Origin of the sequence: Pseudomonas sp. SWI44 (assembly GCF_002947915.1) — a bacterium.
GTDB lineage: Bacteria > Pseudomonadota > Gammaproteobacteria > Pseudomonadales > Pseudomonadaceae > Aquipseudomonas > Aquipseudomonas taiwanensis.
Genome location: NZ_CP026674.1, coordinates 5,569,379 through 5,588,027 on the forward strand (window position 1 = coordinate 5,569,379; position 18,649 = coordinate 5,588,027).

An 18,649-nucleotide genomic window follows, 5' to 3' on the forward strand; every position below is an offset into this window, starting at 1 on the left:
GGTGTGCCTCAGATAGAGCGCCGCCCGCGCGGCGCATCGCGAGCAAAGCTCGCTCCTACACCTGTTTCGGGCCAATGAACCCTTTGGTGAACGACGCAATATCGAGTCGTACAAACCAGGCGGTCGCGCGCGTTTGTGACTGACGTTACTGGCCCGAAACAGACGTAGGAGCGAGCTTTGCTCGCGATGCGCCGCGCGGGCGGCGCTCGATTCATTGGCCACCTCAAAACTCCAGACAGGCAAAGCGATACATAAACGTTACGTGATACACATAAAACAGTTTGACGTTATGTTTTGTATCGCTTACAAATGACTCATGCCTTAGCAGGAGTCGGAACATGTACGCACAGCTAGTGGAAACCGGAGTCAAGCGCGTCAAGTCACTGGAGGAGATGTCGCCCGAGGAGCGCAACTTTCAGGAGAAGATCGACGCCGAAGTCAAGATCGAAGCCAAGAACTGGATGCCCGAGGCCTACCGCCAGACGCTGATCAGGCAGATCTCCCAGCACGCCCATTCGGAAATCGTCGGCATGCTGCCGGAAGGCAACTGGGTGACCCGCGCGCCGAGCCTCAAGCGCAAGCTGCAACTGATGGCCAAGATCCAGGACGAAGCCGGCCACGGTCTGTACCTTTACAGCGCCATGGAAACCCTCGGCGCGGACCGCGACGAAGAGATAGCCAAGCTGCACAGCGGCAAGGCCAAGTATTCGAGCATCTTCAACTACCCGACCCTGAGCTGGGCCGACATGGGTGCCGTGGGCTGGCTGGTCGATGGCGCCGCCATCGTCAACCAGGTGGTGCTGCAGCGCACCTCCTACGGTCCCTACTCCCGCGCCATGATCCGCATCTGCAAGGAAGAGAGCTTCCACCAGCGCCAGGGCTACGAACTGCTGTTGACCATGATGCGCCACGGCACCCAGGCCCAGAAGGACATGGTCCAGGACGCCATCAACCGCCTGTGGTGGCCAGCGCTGATGATGTTCGGCCCCAGCGACGAGCACTCGCCCAACAGCGCCCAGTCGATGGCCTGGAAAATCAAGCGCCAGACCAACGATGAACTGCGCCAGCGCTTCATCGACCAGACCGTACCGCAACTCGAGCTACTGGGCTGCACCGCACCCGACCCGGCGCTGAAGTGGAACGAAGCCCGTGGCCACTACGACTTCGGCGAAATCCAGTGGGACGAGTTCTACGAAGTCATCAAGGGCAACGGCCCCTGCAACCAGGAGCGCGTCGCCACCCGGCGCAAGGCCATCGAGGATGGCGCCTGGGTCCGCGAAGCGGCCGTGGCCTATGCACGCAAGCAACAGAACAAGAACGCCGCCTGAGCGGCGATTGATGCGGAGATCGAAAATGTCTGTCTGGACCCTTTATGAAGTGTTCGTGCGCAGCAAGCACGGCCTGAACCACAAGCATGTCGGCAGCGTGCATGCCGCCGACGCCGCCATGGCGATCGAAAACGCCCGTGAGCTGTACACCCGCCGCAGCGAAGGCGTGAGCCTCTGGGTGGTTCCCTCAGCCTTGATCACCGCGTCCTCGCCCGATGAGAAAGACCCCTTGTTCGCCCCGTCCGACGACAAGGTGTACCGCCATGCCAGCTTCTATGAGCTGCCCGACGAAGTCGGACACATGTGAGGCCCGCCATGCACGAACAAAACCTCATTGCGTATCTGCTTCTGCTGGGTGACAGCGCCCTGGTCCAGGGCCAGCGTTTGTGCGAGTGGTGCGGCCGCGCCCCTGCCCTCGAAGAAGAACTGGCCCTGATGAACGTCGGCCTCGACCTGGTCGGCCAGGCGCGCAACTGGCTGGAATATGCTGCAGAACTGCTCGATGACGGCCGCGATGCCGATGCCCTGGCGTTTCGCCGGGACGAGCGGGCGTTCCGTAACTTGCTGCTGGTCGAACAGCCCAATGGCGACTTCGCCGTCACCATGACCAAGCAGTTCCTCTACGACGCCTGGCACCTTGCCGTGCTGCAGCAGCTTCAGGCATCCAGCGACGAGCGGATCGCCGGTATCGCTGCCAAGGCGGTCAAGGAAGTCACCTACCACCTGCGCCGCTCTGGCGAGTGGGTACAGCGCCTCGGGGGCGGCACCGACGAGAGCCGCCGACGCATGCTCGATGCGATTGCAGCGCTGTGGCGTTTCACGGTCGAGCTGAACACCGGCAGCGACGGCGAAGTGCAGCTGGCCGAGGCGGGTATCGCTGCCGATCCAACTCAGGTAGGCGCTGCCTGGCTCAAGCAGGTGAGCACGGTATTCGACTCGGTCGACCTGCCGTTGCCCAAAGCCGCCAGTCACTTCTACCTCGACGGTCGCAAAGGCCTGCACACCGAACATCTGGGCTTGCTGTTGGCCGAGATGCAGTTCCTGCCAAGGGCATATCCCGATGCAACCTGGTGAGCTGATTACCAGCGACCGTCGCGCCCGTGCGCTGCGCGGTGATGACCTGTCCCTCGCCTGGAAGACGCTGGAGCAGGTCATGGACCCCGAAGTGCCAGTGGTCAGCGTCGTCGACCTTGGCATCGTCCGGGACCTCGACTGGCGCGCCGGTCACCTGCACCTGGTGGTCACGCCCACCTACTCTGGGTGCCCGGCCACCGAGGTGATCGAGGACGATATTCGTCATGCCCTGGAACAAGCCGGTTTTGCCGCGCCGCAGCTGGAGCGTCGACTGACCCCGGCCTGGACCACCGATTGGATCACCCCCCAAGGCAGAGAACGCCTGTTGGCCTACGGCATCGCTCCCCCTGAGGGCAACCCCAGCAAGCGCAGCCTGCTGGGCGAACCGCCGCAGGTGTGCTGCCCGCAGTGCGGCAGTCGCCACACCGAGTTGCTCAGCCAGTTTGGCTCCACCGCATGCAAGGCGTTGTACCGCTGCCGCGAGTGCCTGGAGCCGTTCGACTATTTCAAATGCATTTGAGCCGTGGAGACCACCATGAGCCAGTTTCACAGCCTGACCGTCAAGCAAGTGCGCCCCGAAACCCGTGATGCGGTGTCCATTGCCTTCGATGTGCCCGAGCACCTGCGGGAAACGTTCCGCTTCACCCAAGGCCAGTACCTGGTGATGCGCACCCAACTGAATGACGAAGAAGTCCGCCGGTCCTACTCCATCTGCAGCGCAGTGCAGGACGGCGAACTGCGTGTGGCCGTCAAGCGCGTGCCAGGCGGTCGCTTCTCGGCGTTCGCCAACGAGGCCCTCAAGGCCGGCCAGCAGCTGGAGGTCATGCCGCCGTCCGGCAGCTTCTTCGTGCCGCTGGACCCCACGCGCCAGGGCAATTACCTGGGAGTAGCTGCCGGCAGTGGCATCACCCCCATTCTGTCGATCATCGCCACCACCCTGGCCAGCGAACCGAACAGCCGCTTCACCCTGCTCTACGGCAACCGTTCCAGTTCCGGCGCGCTGTTTCGCGACAAGCTCGAAGACCTCAAGAACCGCTACCTCGACCGCCTGAACCTGATTTTCGTGTTCAGCCGCGAGCAGCAGGACGTCGACCTCTACAACGGTCGCATCGATGCCGACAAGTGCGGCCAGCTGTTCTCCCGTTGGATGGATGTTTCGAGCCTGGATGCCGCGTTCGTTTGCGGCCCGCAGGCGATGACCGAAACCGTGCGTGAAAGTCTGCAGGCCAATGGCATGGCCAATGAGCGCATCCATTTCGAGTTGTTCGCCGCCGCTGGCAGCCAAGCCCGTCGCGAAGCCCGCGAGGCGGCGCGCCAGGTCGACTCCGCGCTCAGCCACATCACCGTGATCAGCGATGGCCGCGCCCTTACCTTCGACCTGCCGCGCAATACCCAGAACGTGCTGGACGCCGGCAACGCCATCGGCGCCGAACTGCCCTACTCGTGCAAGGCCGGTGTGTGCTCCACCTGCAAGTGTCGGGTGATCGAGGGCGAAGTCGAGATGGACAGTAACCACGCGCTGGAGGACTACGAAGTGGCGGCCGGTTATGTGCTGTCGTGCCAGACCTACCCGGTGAGCGACAAGGTGGTCCTTGATTTCGACCAGCTCTGACACCTGGACTACCGCAGCCTCTCCCGGAGCGGCTGTGGGATCTCCATGGCGCTGAACTGCCTAGCAACACCCGCGTGACCTCAACACAACAATTACAACACCCAGAGATCGCTTCCCATGACACCCGAACACATCGACAGCATCGCCAACCACCCCGACTTCCAGCACCTGGTCCGGTCCAAGCGCCGCCTCAATGGCAGCCTGACCCTGGCCATGCTGGTGATTTACTACGGCTTCGTGCTGCTGGTGGCATTTTCCCCCAGCACCCTGGGCCAGTCCCTGAGCGGCGGCGTCACCACCGTCGGCATGCTGGTGGGCGTCCTGATGGTGTTGCTGTCCTTCGCGCTGACCGGCCTCTACGTGCACCGTGCCAACAACGTCCTCGACCCCCTGAACGACAAGGTCAAGCAGGAGTGCGCACGATGAACTGGACTGCCATCTCGATGTTCATGGTGTTCGTCTGCTTTACCCTGCTGGTCACTCGCTGGGCAGCGATGCGTACGCGCTCGGCCAGCGACTTCTACACCGCCGGCGGAGGCCTGACCGGCATGCAGAACGGCCTGGCGATTGCGGGCGACATGATCAGCGCCGCCTCGTTCCTGGGCATCTCGGCGATGATGTTCATGAACGGCTATGACGGCTTGCTCTATGCCCTGGGTGTACTGGCCGGGTGGCCGATCATTCTGTTCCTGATCGCCGAACGCCTGCGCAACCTGGGCAAGTACACTTTCGCCGATGTGGTCTCCTACCGCCTGGCGCAGACGCCGGTGCGTCTGAGCTCGGCGTTCGGCACCCTGGCCGTGGCGCTGATGTACCTGGTGGCGCAAATGGTCGGTGCCGGGAAGCTGATCGAGCTGCTTTTCGGCATCAGCTACCTGTATGCGGTGATCCTGGTCGGAGTACTGATGGTCGCCTACGTGACTTTCGGCGGCATGCTCGCCACCACCTGGGTGCAGATCATCAAGGCGGTGATGCTGCTGTCGGGTACCAGTTTCATGGCCTTCATGGTGCTCAAGCACTTCGGTTTCAGCACCGAGGCCATGTTCGCCAATGCCGTGGCGGTGCACGCCAAAGGGCAGGCGATCATGGCACCGGGCGGCTTGCTGTCGAACCCTATCGACGCTATCTCACTCGGCCTGGGCATGATGTTCGGCACTGCCGGCCTGCCCCATATCCTGATGCGTTTCTTCACCGTCAGCGATGCCAAGGAGGCCCGAAAGAGTGTGTTCTATGCCACTGGTTTCATTGGCTATTTCTACCTGCTACTGATCGTCATCGGCTTTGGTGCCATCGTCATGGTCGGCACCGAGCCAGCCTACCGCGACGCCAGTGGTGCGATCATCGGTGGTGGCAACATGGTCGCCGTACACCTCGCTCAGGCCGTGGGGGGCAACCTGTTCCTGGGCTTCATCTCGGCCGTGGCCTTCGCCACCATCCTAGCGGTGGTCGCCGGCCTTGCGCTGTCCGGCGCCTCCGCCGTGTCCCACGATCTCTACGCGTGCGTGGTGCGCAAGGGCCAGGCCAGCGAACAGCAGGAAATGCGCGTCTCGCGTATCGCCACGCTGGTGATTGGTTTGCTGGCGGTCGTGCTGGGACTGGTGTTCGAGTCGCAGAACATCGCCTTCCTGTCTGGACTGGTGCTGGCCGTGGCCGCTTCGGTCAACTTCCCAGTGCTGCTGCTTTCGATGTTCTGGAAAGGCCTGACCACCCGAGGCGCAGTGTGCGGCAGCATGGCCGGGCTGGTTTCGGCCATCGTGTTGGTCGTGCTGGGCCCGGCAGTGTGGGTCAACGTGCTGCACAACGAACAAGCGCTGTTCCCTTACAGCAACCCCGCGTTGTTCTCCATGAGCCTGGCCTTCCTCTGCGCCTGGGTGTTCTCGGTAACAGACACCTCCGCGCGTGCCAGCGAGGAGCGTGGGCGCTACCTGGCGCAGTTCATCCGCTCCATGACCGGTATCGGCGCCGCTGGCGCCAGCAAGCACTGACCCCAGAACAGCATCATGTCGGATAAAAAAACAATGAACCGCACGCATCTGACTTCAGCCGCCTGGCTCGCCACACTTGCCCTGCCCTTGCCGGCCATGGCGGACTTCATCGACGACAGCCATGCACGGCTGGAATTGCGCAACCACTACATCAACCGCGACTTCCGTCAGGCTAACGCTCCCCAGGCCAAGGCCGAGGAATGGGGCCAAGGTTTCACCGCACGACTGGAATCGGGATTCACCGAAGGTCCCGTGGGCTTTGGTGTGGATGCCATGGGCCAGCTTGGCATCAAGCTCGACTCCAGCCGCGACCGGCGCAACACCGGCCTGCTGCCGTTCGGACCGAACAGCCATGAGCCGGTGGATGACTACAGCGAGTTGGGCCTGACCGGCAAGGTGCGGGTCTCCAAGAGCACGCTGCGCCTGGGCACCTTGCAACCGATCCTGCCAGTGGTGGTGTACAACGACACCCGCCTGCTGTCGTCGACCTTCCAGGGCGGACTGCTGACCAGCCAGGACATCGATGGGCTGACCGTCAACGCCGGGCGCCTGAGCAAAGTCAACCTGCGCGACTCGTCCGGCCGCGACGATATGGGCTACGGCGCCGCCAGCAGCGATCACCTGGACCTGGCCGGTGGCAGCTACGCCATCACCCCGCAGGCCACTGTCAGCTACTACTACGCCAAGCTCGACGAGATCTACCGCCAGCAGTTCGTCGGCCTGGTGCACACCCAGCCCCTGGGCGAAGGCGTGAGCTTGCGTAGCGACCTGCGCTACTTCGACAGCCGCGGCGACGGTGCCGAGCGCGCGGGCAACATCGACAACCGCAACTTCAACGCCCTGTTCACACTGGGCGTGAAGGCCCACAAGTTCACCGCCACCTGGCAGCAGATGTCCGGCGACAGCGCCTTTCCATTCGTCAACGGCGGTGACCCGTTCACCGTCAACCTGGTGACCTACAACACCTTCACCCGTGCCGGGCTGGACTCCTGGCAAGTGCGCTACGACTACGACTTCGTGGCGATGGGCATCCCCGGCCTGAGTTTCATGACCCGCTACACCGACGGCCGCCATGCCGAGACCGCCACGCTCAGCAATGGTCGTGAGCGTGAGCGCGACACCGACCTTACCTACGTCATCCAGAGCGGCCCATTCAAGGACGTCAGCCTGCGTTGGCGCAACGTCACCTTCCGTTCCGGCAACGGCCTGACCAATGCCGTGGACGAAAACCGCCTGATCATCGGCTACACCCTGGCGCTGTGGTAACAGCGCCTTCTTGAGGAGAACAGCATGTCCGACGCCCCAACCCTGCAGAGTTTCATCGCCGGCCGCTGGATCGGCCAGCACGGCGCCCAGGCCCTGCGCAGTGCCCTGGACGGTCACGTCCTGGCCTATAGCCACGAAGAGCGCCCGGACTTCGCCGAAGCCGTGGACTTCGCCCGGGCACGTGGCCTTGCAGAACTGATGGCCATGGATTTCCAGCAGCGCGCTGCCCGCCTGAAGGCTCTGGCCCTTTACCTGGCCGAGCGCAAAGAACAGCTCTACGCCCTGTCCCACCACAGCGGCGCTACCCGCGCCGACAGCTGGATCGACATCGAAGGCGGCAACGCCACGCTGTTTTCCTATGCAGGCATTGGCAGCCGCGAACTGCCGTCCGGCAACCTGGTGCATGAAGGTCCGGCGATTCCATTGGGCAAAAAAGGCCATTTCGCCGGTAGCCACATCATGGTGCCGCGCGCCGGCGTGGCTGTGCACATCAATGCCTTCAACTTCCCAATCTGGGGCATGCTCGAGAAATTTGCCCCGACCTTCCTGGCTGGCATGCCGTGCATCGTCAAGCCGGCGACCTCCACCAGCTACCTTACCGAAGCCGTGGTGCGCCTGATGAACGAGTCCGGCTTGTTGCCGGCCGGCAGCCTGCAACTGGTGATCGGCAGCACAGGCGACTTGCTCGACCGCCTGCAAGGCCAGGATGTGGTGACCTTCACCGGTTCCGCCGATACCGCCGCCAAATTGCGGGTAACACCGAACCTGGTGCGCAACTCTGTGCCCTTCACCGCCGAAGCCGACTCACTCAACTGCGCCATACTTGGGCCGGACGTCACCCCGGACAGCGAAGAGTTCGAACTGTACATCAAGGAAGTGGTGCGCGAGATGACCACCAAGGCCGGACAAAAGTGCACGGCGATCCGCCGCGCCATCGTTCCAGCCAAGCACCTTGACGCTGTCGCTACCCGCTTGCGTGAACGCTTGAGCAAGGTGGTGGTGGGTGATCCTTCGGTCGAAGGTGTGCGCATGGGGGCCCTGGCGTCCCACGACCAGCAGCGCGATGTCGGCGAGCGCGTAAGCAGCCTGCTGGAAAGTTGCGACCAGCTGTTCGGTGCGGGTGATGGCTTTGCCCCAGTGGGCGAAGGTGTTGCCGAGGGTGCATTCTTCGCCCCGACCCTGCTTCAGGCCCGGGATCCTCACGCCGAGGGCGGAGCCCACGATATCGAAGCCTTCGGCCCAGTCAGCACGCTGATGGCGTATGACGACCTGGACGAGGCCCTGGCTCTGGCCGCCCGTGGTAAAGGTAGCCTGGTGGCGACGCTGGTCACCGCCGACCGTGCAGTGGCAGCCAAGGCCATTCCGGCTGCAGCCGCCTGGCATGGTCGTCTGTTGGTGCTGGACCGCGAGGCCGCGCAAGAGTCCACCGGCCACGGCTCGCCGCTGCCGCAATTGAAACATGGCGGCCCCGGCCGAGCGGGCGGCGGTGAAGAGCTGGGCGGCTTGCGTGCGGTCAAGCACTACCTGCAGCGCGCCGCCGTGCAAGGCTCGCCAAGCATGCTCACCGCCGTCACCGGCGAGTATGTCCGCGGCGCTGAAGTGATCGAAACCGAAGTTCACCCGTTCCGCCGCCATTTCGACGACCTGCGCATCGGCGAGTCGCTGCTGACGCACCGTCGCACCGTCACCGAAGCCGACCTGGTCAACTTCGGCTGCCTGTCGGGCGATCATTTCTACATGCACTTCGACGAGATCGCCGCCAAGCAATCGCAGTTTGGCAAGCGCATCGCCCATGGCTACTTCGTGCTGTCTGCCGCTGCCGGGCTGTTCGTCTCCCCCGGCGCCGGGCCCGTGCTGGCCAACTACGGCCTGGACACCCTGCGCTTCATCAACCCGGTTGGCATTGGCGACACCATTCAGGCGCGCTTGACCTGCAAGCGCAAGATCGACCAAGGCAAGACCAGTCCTCTTGGCCAACCCCAAGGCGTGGTGGCCTGGGACGTGGAGGTCACCAACCAGTTGGGCGAGCTGGTCGCCAGCTACGACATCCTGACCCTGGTGCTCAAACGCTCCTGAGTGTGCGAACGCGCGCCCCTGCAGGCCTCACTGCGGGGGCCGCTGACGGTCACCGGAAGCTCGCCAGCTGACCTCGGTGATGCCATAGCGCTCAGCCATCGGACGGCTGACTTTCCTGAGCTTTTCCCGCCCGAACTTCGGAATCACCCCGATCCCCGCGTCACAGCTGGCCCAATGCCAGGCGTCGGCGTTGTCCAGCCGGTCCAGGCGGATGATGAAGCTGCGCGGCTGGCCGTGCAGTTGATAGTCGATGATATACAGCTGTGGGCTAGGCATCGCAGGGGGCCTCCTGTTCTCCGTGGATGAGCCTTTGATGGATCAGGGTTTTTCCAGAAAATTCAAAACGCTGTTCAGCGACTGAGAGGGGTTTCACGCATGCACACTCCATTGGGTGGCCTCGGAACCGATCGCGAGCTCGTCGATGGCGTGGATCAGCCCGCTTTGCAGCGCTTCGTGGGGGCCCAGAATGCGCGGGTAGGCCATCAGGTAGCGAGGTACATCCAGGGCTTCGGCACTGCCTTCGGTTCTTTCGGCAACGATCTGCGCATAGAGGCGCAAGTCATAGTCCAGGCTCATGGCGTACTCAGCCATCCGCGCATGGTCCACCGAGCCATGCAGTGTCCAGTGAAACGGATGGAACAGGAATTTGCTGTAGCTGCAGGCCGTGCGGTGCTCGCCCGCGAGGAACAGAATGTTGCCCATCGACTCCACGGTACCCAGGTTGTGGGTATGCAACGCGATGGGCAGGCTACGTAGGAAGTTGTACAAGGTGAAACCGTAACTGCATTCACCGCCCATGGTGGCGATGTTCAACTGCAACACATCGGCGCCCTGCTGGATCGCCTTGCCGCACGTGCTGATCAGGTTGCCACAGGTGGACGAGTTGATAGGTCCGGTGAAGTGGATGATATGTCTGGCCATGCTGGTCTCCGCATTCGGGGTGGCCCAGGGGCGCTCATCAAAAAAGAGCTCCCTTGGGTGGAATCTCCAAGCGCTGGCAAAGTTCCCTCGAAATGACCCATCGGCGACTTTCTGTTGACGTTATTTTCACAGTCCTCCCTTTAGCGTCACGGCCTTTCCGGCAGCCGCAGGACTCGCGGCCGCCATGGTTCAACGAGGCAAACGTGTCAGACACTACATCCCCTTCCACCGCAAAACGCCTGGACTGGGCCGGCCTGGGCTGGCTACTTCTGTTCTTCTGGTACTTCTCCGGCGTCACCCAGGCGCTCTTGCTGTTCAGCGGTACCACAGGCTTTGCCGGTTTTCGCGACGCCTTGTTCCTGAGCAGCCTCTGGCTTGCCCCGGTGTTATTGCTGCCGCGCTTCACCCGCGCCACCGCGGCAGTGATTGGCCTGGTGCTATGGGGCGCCTCCCTGGTGGGCTTGAGCTACTTCGGCATCTATCGCCAGGAGTTCTCGCAAAGCGTCATTTTCGTGATGTTCGAGTCCAACACTGCAGAGGCGAGCGAGTACTTCAGCCAGTACTTCAGTATCTGGCTGGGCTTGGCACTGCTGCTGTACACCGCGGTCGCCGTGCTGCTATGGAAGCGCATTCGCCCGGTTTCGCTGCCTCTTCGCAGTCGCGTTCCGGTAGTTGTTCTGCTGTTGGCGGCGAACCTCGTCTACCCCTTCTACAAACAGATGGTCAATCAGCAGCGCAATTTTGCCGACGCGATGGAAAAGGTCGAGCAGCGCATGGAACCGGCGGTCCCCTGGCAGTTGTTGGTCGGCTACCGGCAGTATCGCCAGCAACTGGACAACATGCAGGCACTGCTGGCCCGCAACGCCTCGTTGCCGCCCTTGAAAAATCTCCATGACAGCAGCGGTACCGAACCGCGCACCTTGGTGCTGGTGCTGGGCGAATCCACAACCCGCGAACACATGCACCTGTATGGCTACAACCGTCCGACCACCCCGAATCTCGACGCTCTGGCGGCCAGCGACAAAGGCCTGACGGTATTCCACAACGTGGTTTCGCCTCGCCCTTACACCATCGAGGTGATGCAGCAGATCCTGACGTTCGGTGACCAGCAGAACCCGGACCGCTTCCTCACCGATCCATCGTTGATCAACCTGATGAAACAGGCGGGCTACAAGACCTTCTGGATCACCAACCAGCAGACCATGACTAAGCGCAACACCATGCTGACCACGTTCTCCCAGCAGACCGACGAGCAGGTCTACCTGAACAACCAGCGCAATCAGAACGCCAGCCAGTATGACGACGTGGTGCTTTCACCGTTCGAGAAGGCATTGCAAGACCCCGCACCGAACAAGTTCATCATCGTCCACCTGCTAGGGACGCACATGGATTACCGCTATCGCTACCCGCAGGCCTACGATCGCTTCACAGACCGGCAAGGTGTTCCGCCTCAGCTCACCGACAGCCAGGCAGACACCTACAATTTCTACGACAATGCGGTGTTGTATAACGACTACGTGGTTTCGAGCCTGATCAAACGTTACTCGGCAAGCGCTGCCAATGGCTTCCTGATGTACCTGTCCGACCACGGCGAAGATGTGTACAGCTCGGGTAATCATGACCGCCTGGGACGTAACGAAGGCGCCCCGACCCGGCCGATGTACACCATTCCATTCTTACTCTGGACCTCGCCAAGCTGGCAGGCCACGCATCCGCGCGACTTCCAGGCGATGGCCAACCGGGCCTACAGCAGCTCGCACCTGATCCATACGCTGTCAGACCTCGCGGGGCTCAGCTATGACCGCTACGAGCCGAAGAAGAGCCTGGTCAGTTCGCAATTCGTGGCGGCGCCACGTTGGATTGGCGACCCCTATCGCAAGGACGGTCTGCATGAGTTCGACCAGTTGCCGCAGGATACCCTGGACAAGGCCACCCGGGTGCAGGGCACGGCGAACGCCGCCAATCCTACCCCTGGCAAGATCTGAGAGGTTGAGCGAAACGCGGCAATGCAGTGCCAGGACATGCCCGGCACTGCAGCGCCTTCACTCAAGTGCGACCGCCCTTGCGGCCCGACTCGCGGTCGTGGTCCATGTTGCTGCCGGAGGACTGGCCGCCCTTGCGCCCCGCTTCGGAGGCCTTCTGGCGGTCGTTGGCGAAGTTGCCAGGGTTCTTGCTGCCGCCTTGACTACCCTGGCGGCCATTTTCTTTGTTAGCCATGGTCTTTAACCTCATTTGGCTTCGGATATGCACGGCAGTACGCCGTACATAGGTTCGGAGTGCGGTCTCCCGCAGGGATTCGTTTTCAAAAGAAGGGTTCTGACCGGTGGCGTTAAATATGCGGGGAGTCTGTATTTGGCGCACCAAGCGACTGGCCATGACGTCGCCCCAGCCAACTGCCGGTCAGCCCCCAGCCCAGTGCCAGCAGAGCGCCAATGACCATGGCCAATTGGGGATGGTCGGCCATCACGTCCAGCCCGCGCTTGAGCCAACCGCTCAGCGCATCGCCGCCGCGGTAGATCACGGTGTCGACGAAGTTCTTGGCCTTGTACTTGTCCTCGGGCGTCAGCACCGTGAACAGCATCTCCCGACCCGGTCGCACCAATGCGTACTCTCCGGCCCTACGCACCACCATCACCACCACGAACACCGCAAAGACTGGATACAGCGCAAGGCAGACGAAACCGACCGCCATTGCCAGCGGCACCCCCACCAGTAGGACACCAACCCCCAGATATCGGGCCAGACGTCCGGTGAGAAACAGCTGGGTGAGAATCGCCAGGGCCTGGACGATGGTGTCGATCAGCCCGAAAACCTGGGTCTGGCGAGTGCGGTCGGTGAATGTCTCGCTGACGATCCGCGCCTGCTCGAAGTACAGGAAGGTGCTGACGCTGGCCAGCAACACCACGAAACCGGCAATGCCCAGCAGGTACGAGGAGTGCAACACGGCGGTGGCGCCAGACAGTGGATTTCCGCCCAGAGGTTTGGAGGGTGGGTGTTCGGAAATGGCGGGCAATGGGTGGCGCGCCCGCCAACGTTGCAAATACCCAGTGGCAACGATACTGCCCAGCAGACAAGCGGTGGCCAGCAGCAGCAAGCCTGCGTGGCCGAGGGGTGCCACCAACAAGGTGCCGAGGATCGGCCCACTGAGCCCGCCCAGGCTGGCCCCGGCGGCCAGCAGCCCGAACAGCCGCGTGCCCTGTTCGTTGTCGAAGATGTCGGCGAGCACGCTCCAGGCCAGGGAGATGGCCAACAGATTGAACACCGACAACCAGATGTAAAAGGCCCGTGCTGCCCAGATATCATCCGGATTGCGGGCAAAGAGCACAGCGAACAACAGAAGGTTGCTGGCGAAGAAACCGTAGGTCCAAGGCAAGATATGGCGTCGGCGTACCCGGCTGGCGAGCACGCCAAACAAAGGCAGGCTCACTAGGGTAGCGAAGAAGGTCCCGGTGAACAGCCACTGCAGGTTATCCACCCCGCCCGCCACGCCCATGGTTTCGCGCACCGGACGCAGCATGAAATAGCCGGTGAACAGCAGATAGAAAAGCACCAGGCCCGCCACCACCGCTGCGCCTTCCCCTGGTTGCCAGTTCAGCCCCTTGCCCAGTCGACGCCGCCAGGTGTTCATGGGTCAGGCGAACTGTTCGATCAGCGCCTGTTGCTGCGCCTGGGTCAATAGCGGCCCGTGCCCGGCCTTGAGTTGGTCGAGCTGGCGATCCGGGCGGCCGGTGGCTGGGATCACCGTGGTGACCGCCGGATGGCTGATGGCGAACTTGAGAAACAACTGCGCCCAACTGCCGATGCCTGCCTCGCCAGCCCATCCCGGAAGGGGCATATCCTTGACCCGGGCGAACAGACGCCCATCGTCGAATGCCCGGTTGATCAGCACCGCAACGCCTTTTTCCTGGCATAACGGCAACAAGGTCCGCGCCGCGTCCGGGGCGTTGACCGAGTAATTGATCTGGATGAAGTCCAGCGGCTCGCGGCGCACGATCTCGGCCACGTCGTCATGGCCGCTGTTGAGGTAATGGGTAATGCCCACGTAACGGGTCTTGCCCTGCTGCTTGAGTTCGCGGGCATAGGGCAGCTGGATCTGCCATTGGCGAAGGTTGTGCACCTGCAACAGCTCGACCTTGTCGGTGCGCAGGCTGCGCAGGGTACCCGCCCATTGCTCCTGGGCATCGGCGCGGCTGTTGGCAGCGATCTTGGTGGCAATGAAACACTGCTGGCGCCATCCGCCCTCCTCCAGCAACTGGCCAAGGATGGCATCCGCTCCGCCGTAGTTGGGTGAGGTGTCGATGACTTTGCCGCCACCCTCGAAAAAGGCCTTCAAAACGACCTTGAGCTGCTGGTACTGCGCGGAGCCGGCCTGGACCTCGAAACTGCCTGACGTGCCCGCCCCAATCACTGGCAAGGCTTCCTGGGTAGAGGCGATGGTGCGGGTAATCAGCCCGTCGGTGTTGGCCGCCCGCAGCCAGGGGCTGGCGGCCATCAGACCAAGCGTCGCCCCAGCGCGCAGGACATCGCGACGTGCGTACATGGCAAAGCTCCCGTCATCTGTCGGAAACTTCCAAGGCTAGTTGCTCTATCCGTGGCCGCCGGGTGTTTCTGTATCTGGATGTTTAGCGATCAGCCGAGCAAACGCTGCAGATCCACCGCACCTTCGGTCATCGGCGGGCACCAGTAGTAGCCGCCAGTGAGCGGGCGACTGAAACGATACAATGCATCGATGACACCGTCCTCGAGACCGCTCATGCGGCGCAGCTGCAGCTCGAAAGCATCGAACGAGCGGCCCAAGGCCACGAAAGCCAGACCCGCACCACGCGAGTCGGTCCAGGACACTGAACGGCGGACCATGAAGGCCTCTGGCTCGAAGCTTTCCTGGGCGGTGCGCTTGACGTGGGCCGATTCCGGAGCGTCTTCGAGCTCTTCATTGTCGCTCAGGCGGCGACCGATGATGTCGTCCTGTTCAGGCTGGGGCAGCGACTTGAAGTAGTTCAGGTCATGCTTCCACAGCTGGAAAGCGGCGAAACTGGAGCCGCTCAGGCCAACGTGGTCGCCAGCGACGATGGCCGCCTCGACCGCCGCTTCGTCCCGCGGGTTCTCGGTACCGTCTTCATAACCTGTGAGGTCATGGCCTGCGCGGTGCAGGAAACCGTCGACACTGTCCACCAGGCGCAGGGCCGGGCTCAGCGATTGTTCAAGCTGCTGGGCGCGCAGGAACAGATCGCCGCGCTCTTCACCCCGCAGCCACAGCCACAAGGCATGCTGGGTACTTGGGTTCTCGACCACCGCGTCCAGCAGCGGAAACGGCCGCAGCCCTTCGATGTCGCGAGCCAGCGCTTTGGCCAGCGGTGCGCCAATACCCAGGATCAGGCTGCGTCCATCGACCTGTGGTTGCAGGGCATCGAGAACGGAGGGCAACGCCTCGAGCGATTCGATGGCGAAGAACAGGTGACGGGCGTGGGCTGGCACCGGCGTGGCAAGCAGACCTTGCTGATACGGCATGTCAGGCTAATCCTTGGCAAAAGCCCGAATGCTACTGCGCCCGCGGCCTCACCGCAACGCGGCAAGCGGCCGCTGCATATTCGGCCAGTACTTCTCGACGCGAATCGCCGGCGCTCCCGAAGAGGCCATCAAGCGCATCGTCCAGGCGTTGGTGCCAGCAAAGTTCGAGGCCAGCCGAGATGTGCGGGTAGACCCGGCCGCATTCACCGAACTGCTCGACCTGGCCGAGCGTATCGGGGTCCTCTTGCTGCCGGACGCCCTGGGCTGAAGCGGGTGCAGTAACAAAAGGTTACCAAGCACTGGCATTGTGCGATTAGCGAGTCAGTTAAGCCGACCTACACTCCTCGGATCATGCGCCCGAGAACCCGCCGATGACCGCCTCTCCCCTGTTGACCGCTGTCCTCCCCCTGGCCTTGGGCATCATCATGCTCGGCCTTGGGCTGTCGCTGACCTTGGCAGACTTCGCCCGCGTGGTGAAGTACCCCAAGCCCGTGGTGGTTGGCCTGACGTGCCAGATTCTGCTGCTGCCACTGGTCTGTTTCCTGATCGCTAACGGCTTTGGCCTCGAGTCGGCGCTGGCAGTGGGCTTGATGTTGTTGGCCGCGTCCCCGGGTGGGACCACGGCCAACCTGTTCAGTCACCTCGCTCATGGCGATGTCGCGCTGAACATCACATTGACGGCAGTGAACTCGCTGATCGCCATTCTGACCATGCCGCTGCTAGTGAACCTGTCGTTGGCCTGGTTCATGGCTTCTGAGCAAGCCATCCCGCTGCAGTTCGCCAAGGTCTTGCAGGTATTCGCGATCGTGCTGCTACCGGTCGGCCTCGGCATGTTGATTCGCCACTGGGCACCGCGCTTTGCCACTCGCATGGAAAGACCGATGAAGCTGATCGCTGCGTTGTTCCTGGCCTTCACCATCGTCCTGGCACTGGCCAAGGATTGGCAGACCGTCGTGGAGTATGCCCCCGTCGTCGGCCTGGCGGCCTTACTGTTCAACTTGCTGAGCCTGGCTGTCGGTTATTGGGTGCCTCGGCTGTTGAACATTCCCAAGCGCCAGGCTATCGCCATCGGCATGGAAATCGGTATTCACAATGGAACACTGGCCATTGCGCTGGCGCTAAGCCCGTCACTGCTCAACAACGCGACCATGGCCGTACCGGCAGCGCTCTACAGCTTGCTGATGTTCTTCACCGCAGCAGGCTTCGGTTGGTGGGTCAGCCGCGGGCATGGTGCGGCGGCACCTGCGCCCAAGGGCGAAACGGCCAATTGATTCACGGCCGTTTACGGCGCTGCTGCAACTGCCTTTTCAGTTTGCTCAAGGGTGGTGCGTAGAAGAAGCCGAACGAAACGCAGCCTTCGCGCCCCTTGATCGCATGGTGCAGGCGGTGCGCGCGGTGCAAACGCTTCAGGTAACGATTGACCGGTTGCGGTTTACGGGGCCAGTGCCGGTGGAAGAAACCATCGTGGGCCAGCACGTACAGCAATCCGTAACCGCCCACGCCACCGCCCACCCACTGCAGCGGCGCGTAGCCTGACTTGCCCAACGCCACCAGCGTGGCAGCGATCAATCCCAAGGCCAGCAGGTACAGGTCGTTGGTTTCAAGCATGCCCAGGTGCGGTTCATGGTGCGAGCGATGCAGCCACCAGCCCCAGCCATGCATGATGTACTTGTGAGCCAGCGTACCGACGCCCTCCATGGCCACCAGGGTGCCGAACAGCACGGCAAGATTGAACAGCATGTCAAGGTCCGGGCGATGGAAAACGGATGGCCAAGGGTACCGGCTGCCACCGTTTTTTTCCACGAAACTGTCAGGTTTACGCGTTGTTTGTAGCCGTTTTCCTGATGAAGCCATTGTCATGTTTTTAGCCTTGACCGCCCTGGTTTCGCGGCGTATGGTCCGCGTCGCACTTTTGCATTCCTGAACAGGAGTCCTGCATTGGACAGTAGCCCCAGTCGTTTGCGACAGGCCCACCCGGCGAGCTAGTCCGGCAGATTCCTGCCACTGTCTCGCCATTGGCAAGGCAGTGGAATGCTCCTTCTTCAAGGCCAATTCCTCCCTCTTGTACCACCACCGGTGGTCCTGCGCATTTCTGGTTTTTCAACCGCGCCGTATGGTGGCGCTCGCATGGGCATTTGCCCATCGAAGAGGTTTGCTATGGATTGGAAAGTCTTTCTGCTGCGCGTCAGCACTGCCCTTCTGCTCGGTGCACTGATCGGCGCCGAGCGTCAACTACGTCAACGCATGACCGGCCTGCGCACCAATGCGCTGGTCAGTACCGGCGCCTGTTTGTTCGTGCTGATGACCCAGGCGGTACCCGGCATGGCCCCCAACGATGCCTCGCGTATCGCGGCCTATGTGGTCTCGGGCATTGGATTCCTGGGGGGCGGCGTCATCATGCGTGATGGTTTCAACGTGCGTGGCCTCAATACCGCCGCCACCCTTTGGTGTACTGCCGCTATCGGTGTGCTGTGCAGCCTGGGCCTGCTGCTGGAGGCAAGCTTGGGCAGCCTGGTGGTGTTGTGCGCGAACATTTTGCTGCGTGATATCGCCCAGCGCCTGGATCAGCAACAGGTCGTGCCTGCCAGTGAAGTCGAACAGCATTTCGAAGTGCGCATCGTTTGCCGAGCCGAGGACGAAATCCAGGTACGCAGCCTGATGCTGCATAGCCTTGCTGACCCTGGCCTGCGCTTGCAGTCGCTGCACAGCGAAGACCTGGCCGACCCGAAGCGCCTGGAGGTTCGCGCCGAACTGCTGGGTAACCCGCAAGCGGCTGGGCAGCTTGAGCGCCTGGTCAGTCGGGTCAGCCTGGAAAAGGGCGTCAGTGCCGTGCGCTGGCAAATACAGCCACAGGCACTGGCGGCTGATTGAACCGGTCA

19 protein-coding genes and 1 pseudogene are annotated in these 18,649 nt (G+C 62.4%); 13 read left to right on the forward strand and 7 right to left on the reverse strand.

The annotated features are described in order from the left end of the window. The first annotated feature begins 338 nt into the window (after positions 1–338). The 9 genes and pseudogenes from paaA (at position 339) to paaZ (ending at position 9,341) form a co-directional block, all read left to right on the forward strand. Positions 339–1,328: a 1,2-phenylacetyl-CoA epoxidase subunit PaaA gene (gene paaA / locus C4Q26_RS26215; protein WP_023380581.1), complete on the forward strand. Its 990-nt coding sequence runs from the start codon at positions 339–341 to the stop codon at positions 1,326–1,328. A gap of 25 nt (positions 1,329–1,353) precedes the next feature. Continuing rightward, positions 1,354–1,635 carry a 1,2-phenylacetyl-CoA epoxidase subunit PaaB gene (gene paaB / locus C4Q26_RS26220; protein ID WP_004374528.1) on the forward strand — a complete coding sequence of 94 codons (282 nt, stop codon included), beginning with the start codon at positions 1,354–1,356 and terminating at the stop codon, positions 1,633–1,635. An 8-nt stretch (positions 1,636–1,643) separates the two neighbouring features. Next, on the forward strand, positions 1,644–2,402 hold the full coding sequence (paaC, locus tag C4Q26_RS26225; protein WP_023380580.1) for a 1,2-phenylacetyl-CoA epoxidase subunit PaaC: 759 nt from the start codon (positions 1,644–1,646) through the stop codon (positions 2,400–2,402). Further along, entirely contained in the window at positions 2,389–2,922 is a 534-nt protein-coding gene (gene paaD / locus C4Q26_RS26230; protein ID WP_027906951.1) for a 1,2-phenylacetyl-CoA epoxidase subunit PaaD, read from the forward strand. The genes paaC and paaD overlap by 14 nt, the downstream gene beginning before the upstream one ends. Positions 2,923–2,937: 15 nt before the next feature. Continuing rightward, entirely contained in the window at positions 2,938–4,014 is a 1,077-nt protein-coding gene (gene paaE, locus C4Q26_RS26235; protein ID WP_023380578.1) for a 1,2-phenylacetyl-CoA epoxidase subunit PaaE, read from the forward strand. A 117-nt stretch (positions 4,015–4,131) separates the two neighbouring features. Next, on the forward strand, positions 4,132–4,440 hold the full coding sequence (locus tag C4Q26_RS26240) for a DUF485 domain-containing protein (RefSeq protein ID WP_023380577.1): 309 nt from the start codon (positions 4,132–4,134) through the stop codon (positions 4,438–4,440). Next, a pseudogene (locus C4Q26_RS26245) lies at positions 4,431–5,999 on the forward strand (cation acetate symporter); the annotation flags it as partial. The gene C4Q26_RS26240 and the pseudogene C4Q26_RS26245, both read left to right, overlap by 10 nt. Before the next feature lie 33 nt (positions 6,000–6,032). Continuing rightward, positions 6,033–7,265, forward strand: coding sequence for an OprD family porin (locus C4Q26_RS26250; RefSeq protein WP_023380575.1), 1,233 nt, complete (start codon positions 6,033–6,035; stop codon positions 7,263–7,265). A gap of 24 nt (positions 7,266–7,289) precedes the next feature. Further along, complete coding sequence (gene paaZ, locus C4Q26_RS26255) at positions 7,290–9,341, forward strand: phenylacetic acid degradation bifunctional protein PaaZ (RefSeq protein ID WP_104883933.1); 2,052 nt, start codon at positions 7,290–7,292, stop codon at positions 9,339–9,341. Between the two features lie 27 nt (positions 9,342–9,368). Here the strand turns inward: paaZ and C4Q26_RS26260 are convergent, their stop codons facing one another. After that, positions 9,369–9,617, reverse strand: a complete 249-nt coding sequence (locus C4Q26_RS26260; protein WP_023380573.1) for a DUF6555 family protein — start codon at positions 9,615–9,617, stop codon at positions 9,369–9,371. A gap of 93 nt (positions 9,618–9,710) precedes the next feature. Further along, positions 9,711–10,262, reverse strand: a complete 552-nt coding sequence (locus tag C4Q26_RS26265) for an ATP-dependent Clp protease proteolytic subunit (RefSeq protein WP_023380572.1) — start codon at positions 10,260–10,262, stop codon at positions 9,711–9,713. Positions 10,263–10,465: 203 nt separating this feature from the next. On the opposite strand from C4Q26_RS26265, the gene C4Q26_RS26270 reads away from it, so the two are divergent. Next, the gene (locus C4Q26_RS26270) at positions 10,466–12,247 is read left to right on the forward strand and encodes a phosphoethanolamine transferase CptA (protein WP_104883934.1); all 1,782 of its coding nucleotides are present in this window, start codon (positions 10,466–10,468) and stop codon (positions 12,245–12,247) included. Positions 12,248–12,308: 61 nt separating this feature from the next. Here the strand turns inward: C4Q26_RS26270 and C4Q26_RS26275 are convergent, their stop codons facing one another. From C4Q26_RS26275 to C4Q26_RS26290, 4 genes are all read right to left on the reverse strand, one after another. After that, positions 12,309–12,479 carry a general stress protein gene (locus tag C4Q26_RS26275; RefSeq protein ID WP_023380570.1) on the reverse strand — a complete coding sequence of 57 codons (171 nt, stop codon included), beginning with the start codon at positions 12,477–12,479 and terminating at the stop codon, positions 12,309–12,311. Positions 12,480–12,591: 112 nt separating this feature from the next. Beyond that, entirely contained in the window at positions 12,592–13,890 is a 1,299-nt protein-coding gene (locus C4Q26_RS26280) for an NTP/NDP exchange transporter (RefSeq protein ID WP_104883935.1), read from the reverse strand. Positions 13,891–13,893: 3 nt separating this feature from the next. Continuing rightward, a complete protein-coding gene (locus C4Q26_RS26285) occupies positions 13,894–14,802 on the reverse strand; it encodes an aldo/keto reductase (RefSeq protein ID WP_027906956.1) in 909 nt (302 codons plus the stop codon). 89 nt (positions 14,803–14,891) lie between these two features. After that, positions 14,892–15,770, reverse strand: coding sequence for a Dyp-type peroxidase (locus C4Q26_RS26290; protein ID WP_104883936.1), 879 nt, complete (start codon positions 15,768–15,770; stop codon positions 14,892–14,894). A 28-nt stretch (positions 15,771–15,798) separates the two neighbouring features. On the opposite strand from C4Q26_RS26290, the gene C4Q26_RS28535 reads away from it, so the two are divergent. Then, positions 15,799–16,038, forward strand: coding sequence for a hypothetical protein (locus C4Q26_RS28535; RefSeq protein WP_238346476.1), 240 nt, complete (start codon positions 15,799–15,801; stop codon positions 16,036–16,038). 103 nt (positions 16,039–16,141) lie between these two features. Continuing rightward, positions 16,142–17,041, forward strand: a complete 900-nt coding sequence (locus tag C4Q26_RS26300; protein WP_023380565.1) for a bile acid:sodium symporter family protein — start codon at positions 16,142–16,144, stop codon at positions 17,039–17,041. A 1-nt stretch (position 17,042) separates the two neighbouring features. On the opposite strand, the gene C4Q26_RS26305 is transcribed toward C4Q26_RS26300, so the two are convergent. After that, positions 17,043–17,510 carry a sterol desaturase family protein gene (locus tag C4Q26_RS26305; protein ID WP_023380564.1) on the reverse strand — a complete coding sequence of 156 codons (468 nt, stop codon included), beginning with the start codon at positions 17,508–17,510 and terminating at the stop codon, positions 17,043–17,045. A 417-nt stretch (positions 17,511–17,927) separates the two neighbouring features. On the opposite strand from C4Q26_RS26305, the gene C4Q26_RS26310 reads away from it, so the two are divergent. Next, positions 17,928–18,641: an MgtC/SapB family protein gene (locus C4Q26_RS26310; protein WP_023380563.1), complete on the forward strand. Its 714-nt coding sequence runs from the start codon at positions 17,928–17,930 to the stop codon at positions 18,639–18,641. The last annotated feature ends 8 nt before the right edge of the window (positions 18,642–18,649 follow it).

Bases quoted from the DNA above. Each gene is read 5' to 3' on its own strand.
- paaA (WP_023380581.1), top strand. From the start codon at position 339: ATGTACGCACAGCTAGTGGAAACCGGAGTCAAGCGCGTCAAGTCACTG.
- paaB (WP_004374528.1), top strand. From the start codon at position 1,354: ATGTCTGTCTGGACCCTTTATGAAGTGTTCGTGCGCAGCAAGCACGGC.
- paaC (WP_023380580.1), top strand. From the start codon at position 1,644: ATGCACGAACAAAACCTCATTGCGTATCTGCTTCTGCTGGGTGACAGC.
- paaD (WP_027906951.1), top strand. From the start codon at position 2,389: ATGCAACCTGGTGAGCTGATTACCAGCGACCGTCGCGCCCGTGCGCTG.
- paaE (WP_023380578.1), top strand. From the start codon at position 2,938: ATGAGCCAGTTTCACAGCCTGACCGTCAAGCAAGTGCGCCCCGAAACC.
- C4Q26_RS26240 (WP_023380577.1), top strand. From the start codon at position 4,132: ATGACACCCGAACACATCGACAGCATCGCCAACCACCCCGACTTCCAG.
- C4Q26_RS26250 (WP_023380575.1), top strand. From the start codon at position 6,033: ATGAACCGCACGCATCTGACTTCAGCCGCCTGGCTCGCCACACTTGCC.
- paaZ (WP_104883933.1), top strand. From the start codon at position 7,290: ATGTCCGACGCCCCAACCCTGCAGAGTTTCATCGCCGGCCGCTGGATC.
- C4Q26_RS26260 (WP_023380573.1), bottom strand. From the start codon at position 9,617: ATGCCTAGCCCACAGCTGTATATCATCGACTATCAACTGCACGGCCAG.
- C4Q26_RS26265 (WP_023380572.1), bottom strand. From the start codon at position 10,262: ATGGCCAGACATATCATCCACTTCACCGGACCTATCAACTCGTCCACC.
- C4Q26_RS26275 (WP_023380570.1), bottom strand. From the start codon at position 12,479: ATGGCTAACAAAGAAAATGGCCGCCAGGGTAGTCAAGGCGGCAGCAAG.
- C4Q26_RS26280 (WP_104883935.1), bottom strand. From the start codon at position 13,890: ATGAACACCTGGCGGCGTCGACTGGGCAAGGGGCTGAACTGGCAACCA.
- C4Q26_RS26285 (WP_027906956.1), bottom strand. From the start codon at position 14,802: ATGTACGCACGTCGCGATGTCCTGCGCGCTGGGGCGACGCTTGGTCTG.
- C4Q26_RS26290 (WP_104883936.1), bottom strand. From the start codon at position 15,770: ATGCCGTATCAGCAAGGTCTGCTTGCCACGCCGGTGCCAGCCCACGCC.
- C4Q26_RS28535 (WP_238346476.1), top strand. From the start codon at position 15,799: ATGCTACTGCGCCCGCGGCCTCACCGCAACGCGGCAAGCGGCCGCTGC.
- C4Q26_RS26300 (WP_023380565.1), top strand. From the start codon at position 16,142: ATGACCGCCTCTCCCCTGTTGACCGCTGTCCTCCCCCTGGCCTTGGGC.
- C4Q26_RS26305 (WP_023380564.1), bottom strand. From the start codon at position 17,510: ATGCTGTTCAATCTTGCCGTGCTGTTCGGCACCCTGGTGGCCATGGAG.
- C4Q26_RS26310 (WP_023380563.1), top strand. From the start codon at position 17,928: ATGGATTGGAAAGTCTTTCTGCTGCGCGTCAGCACTGCCCTTCTGCTC.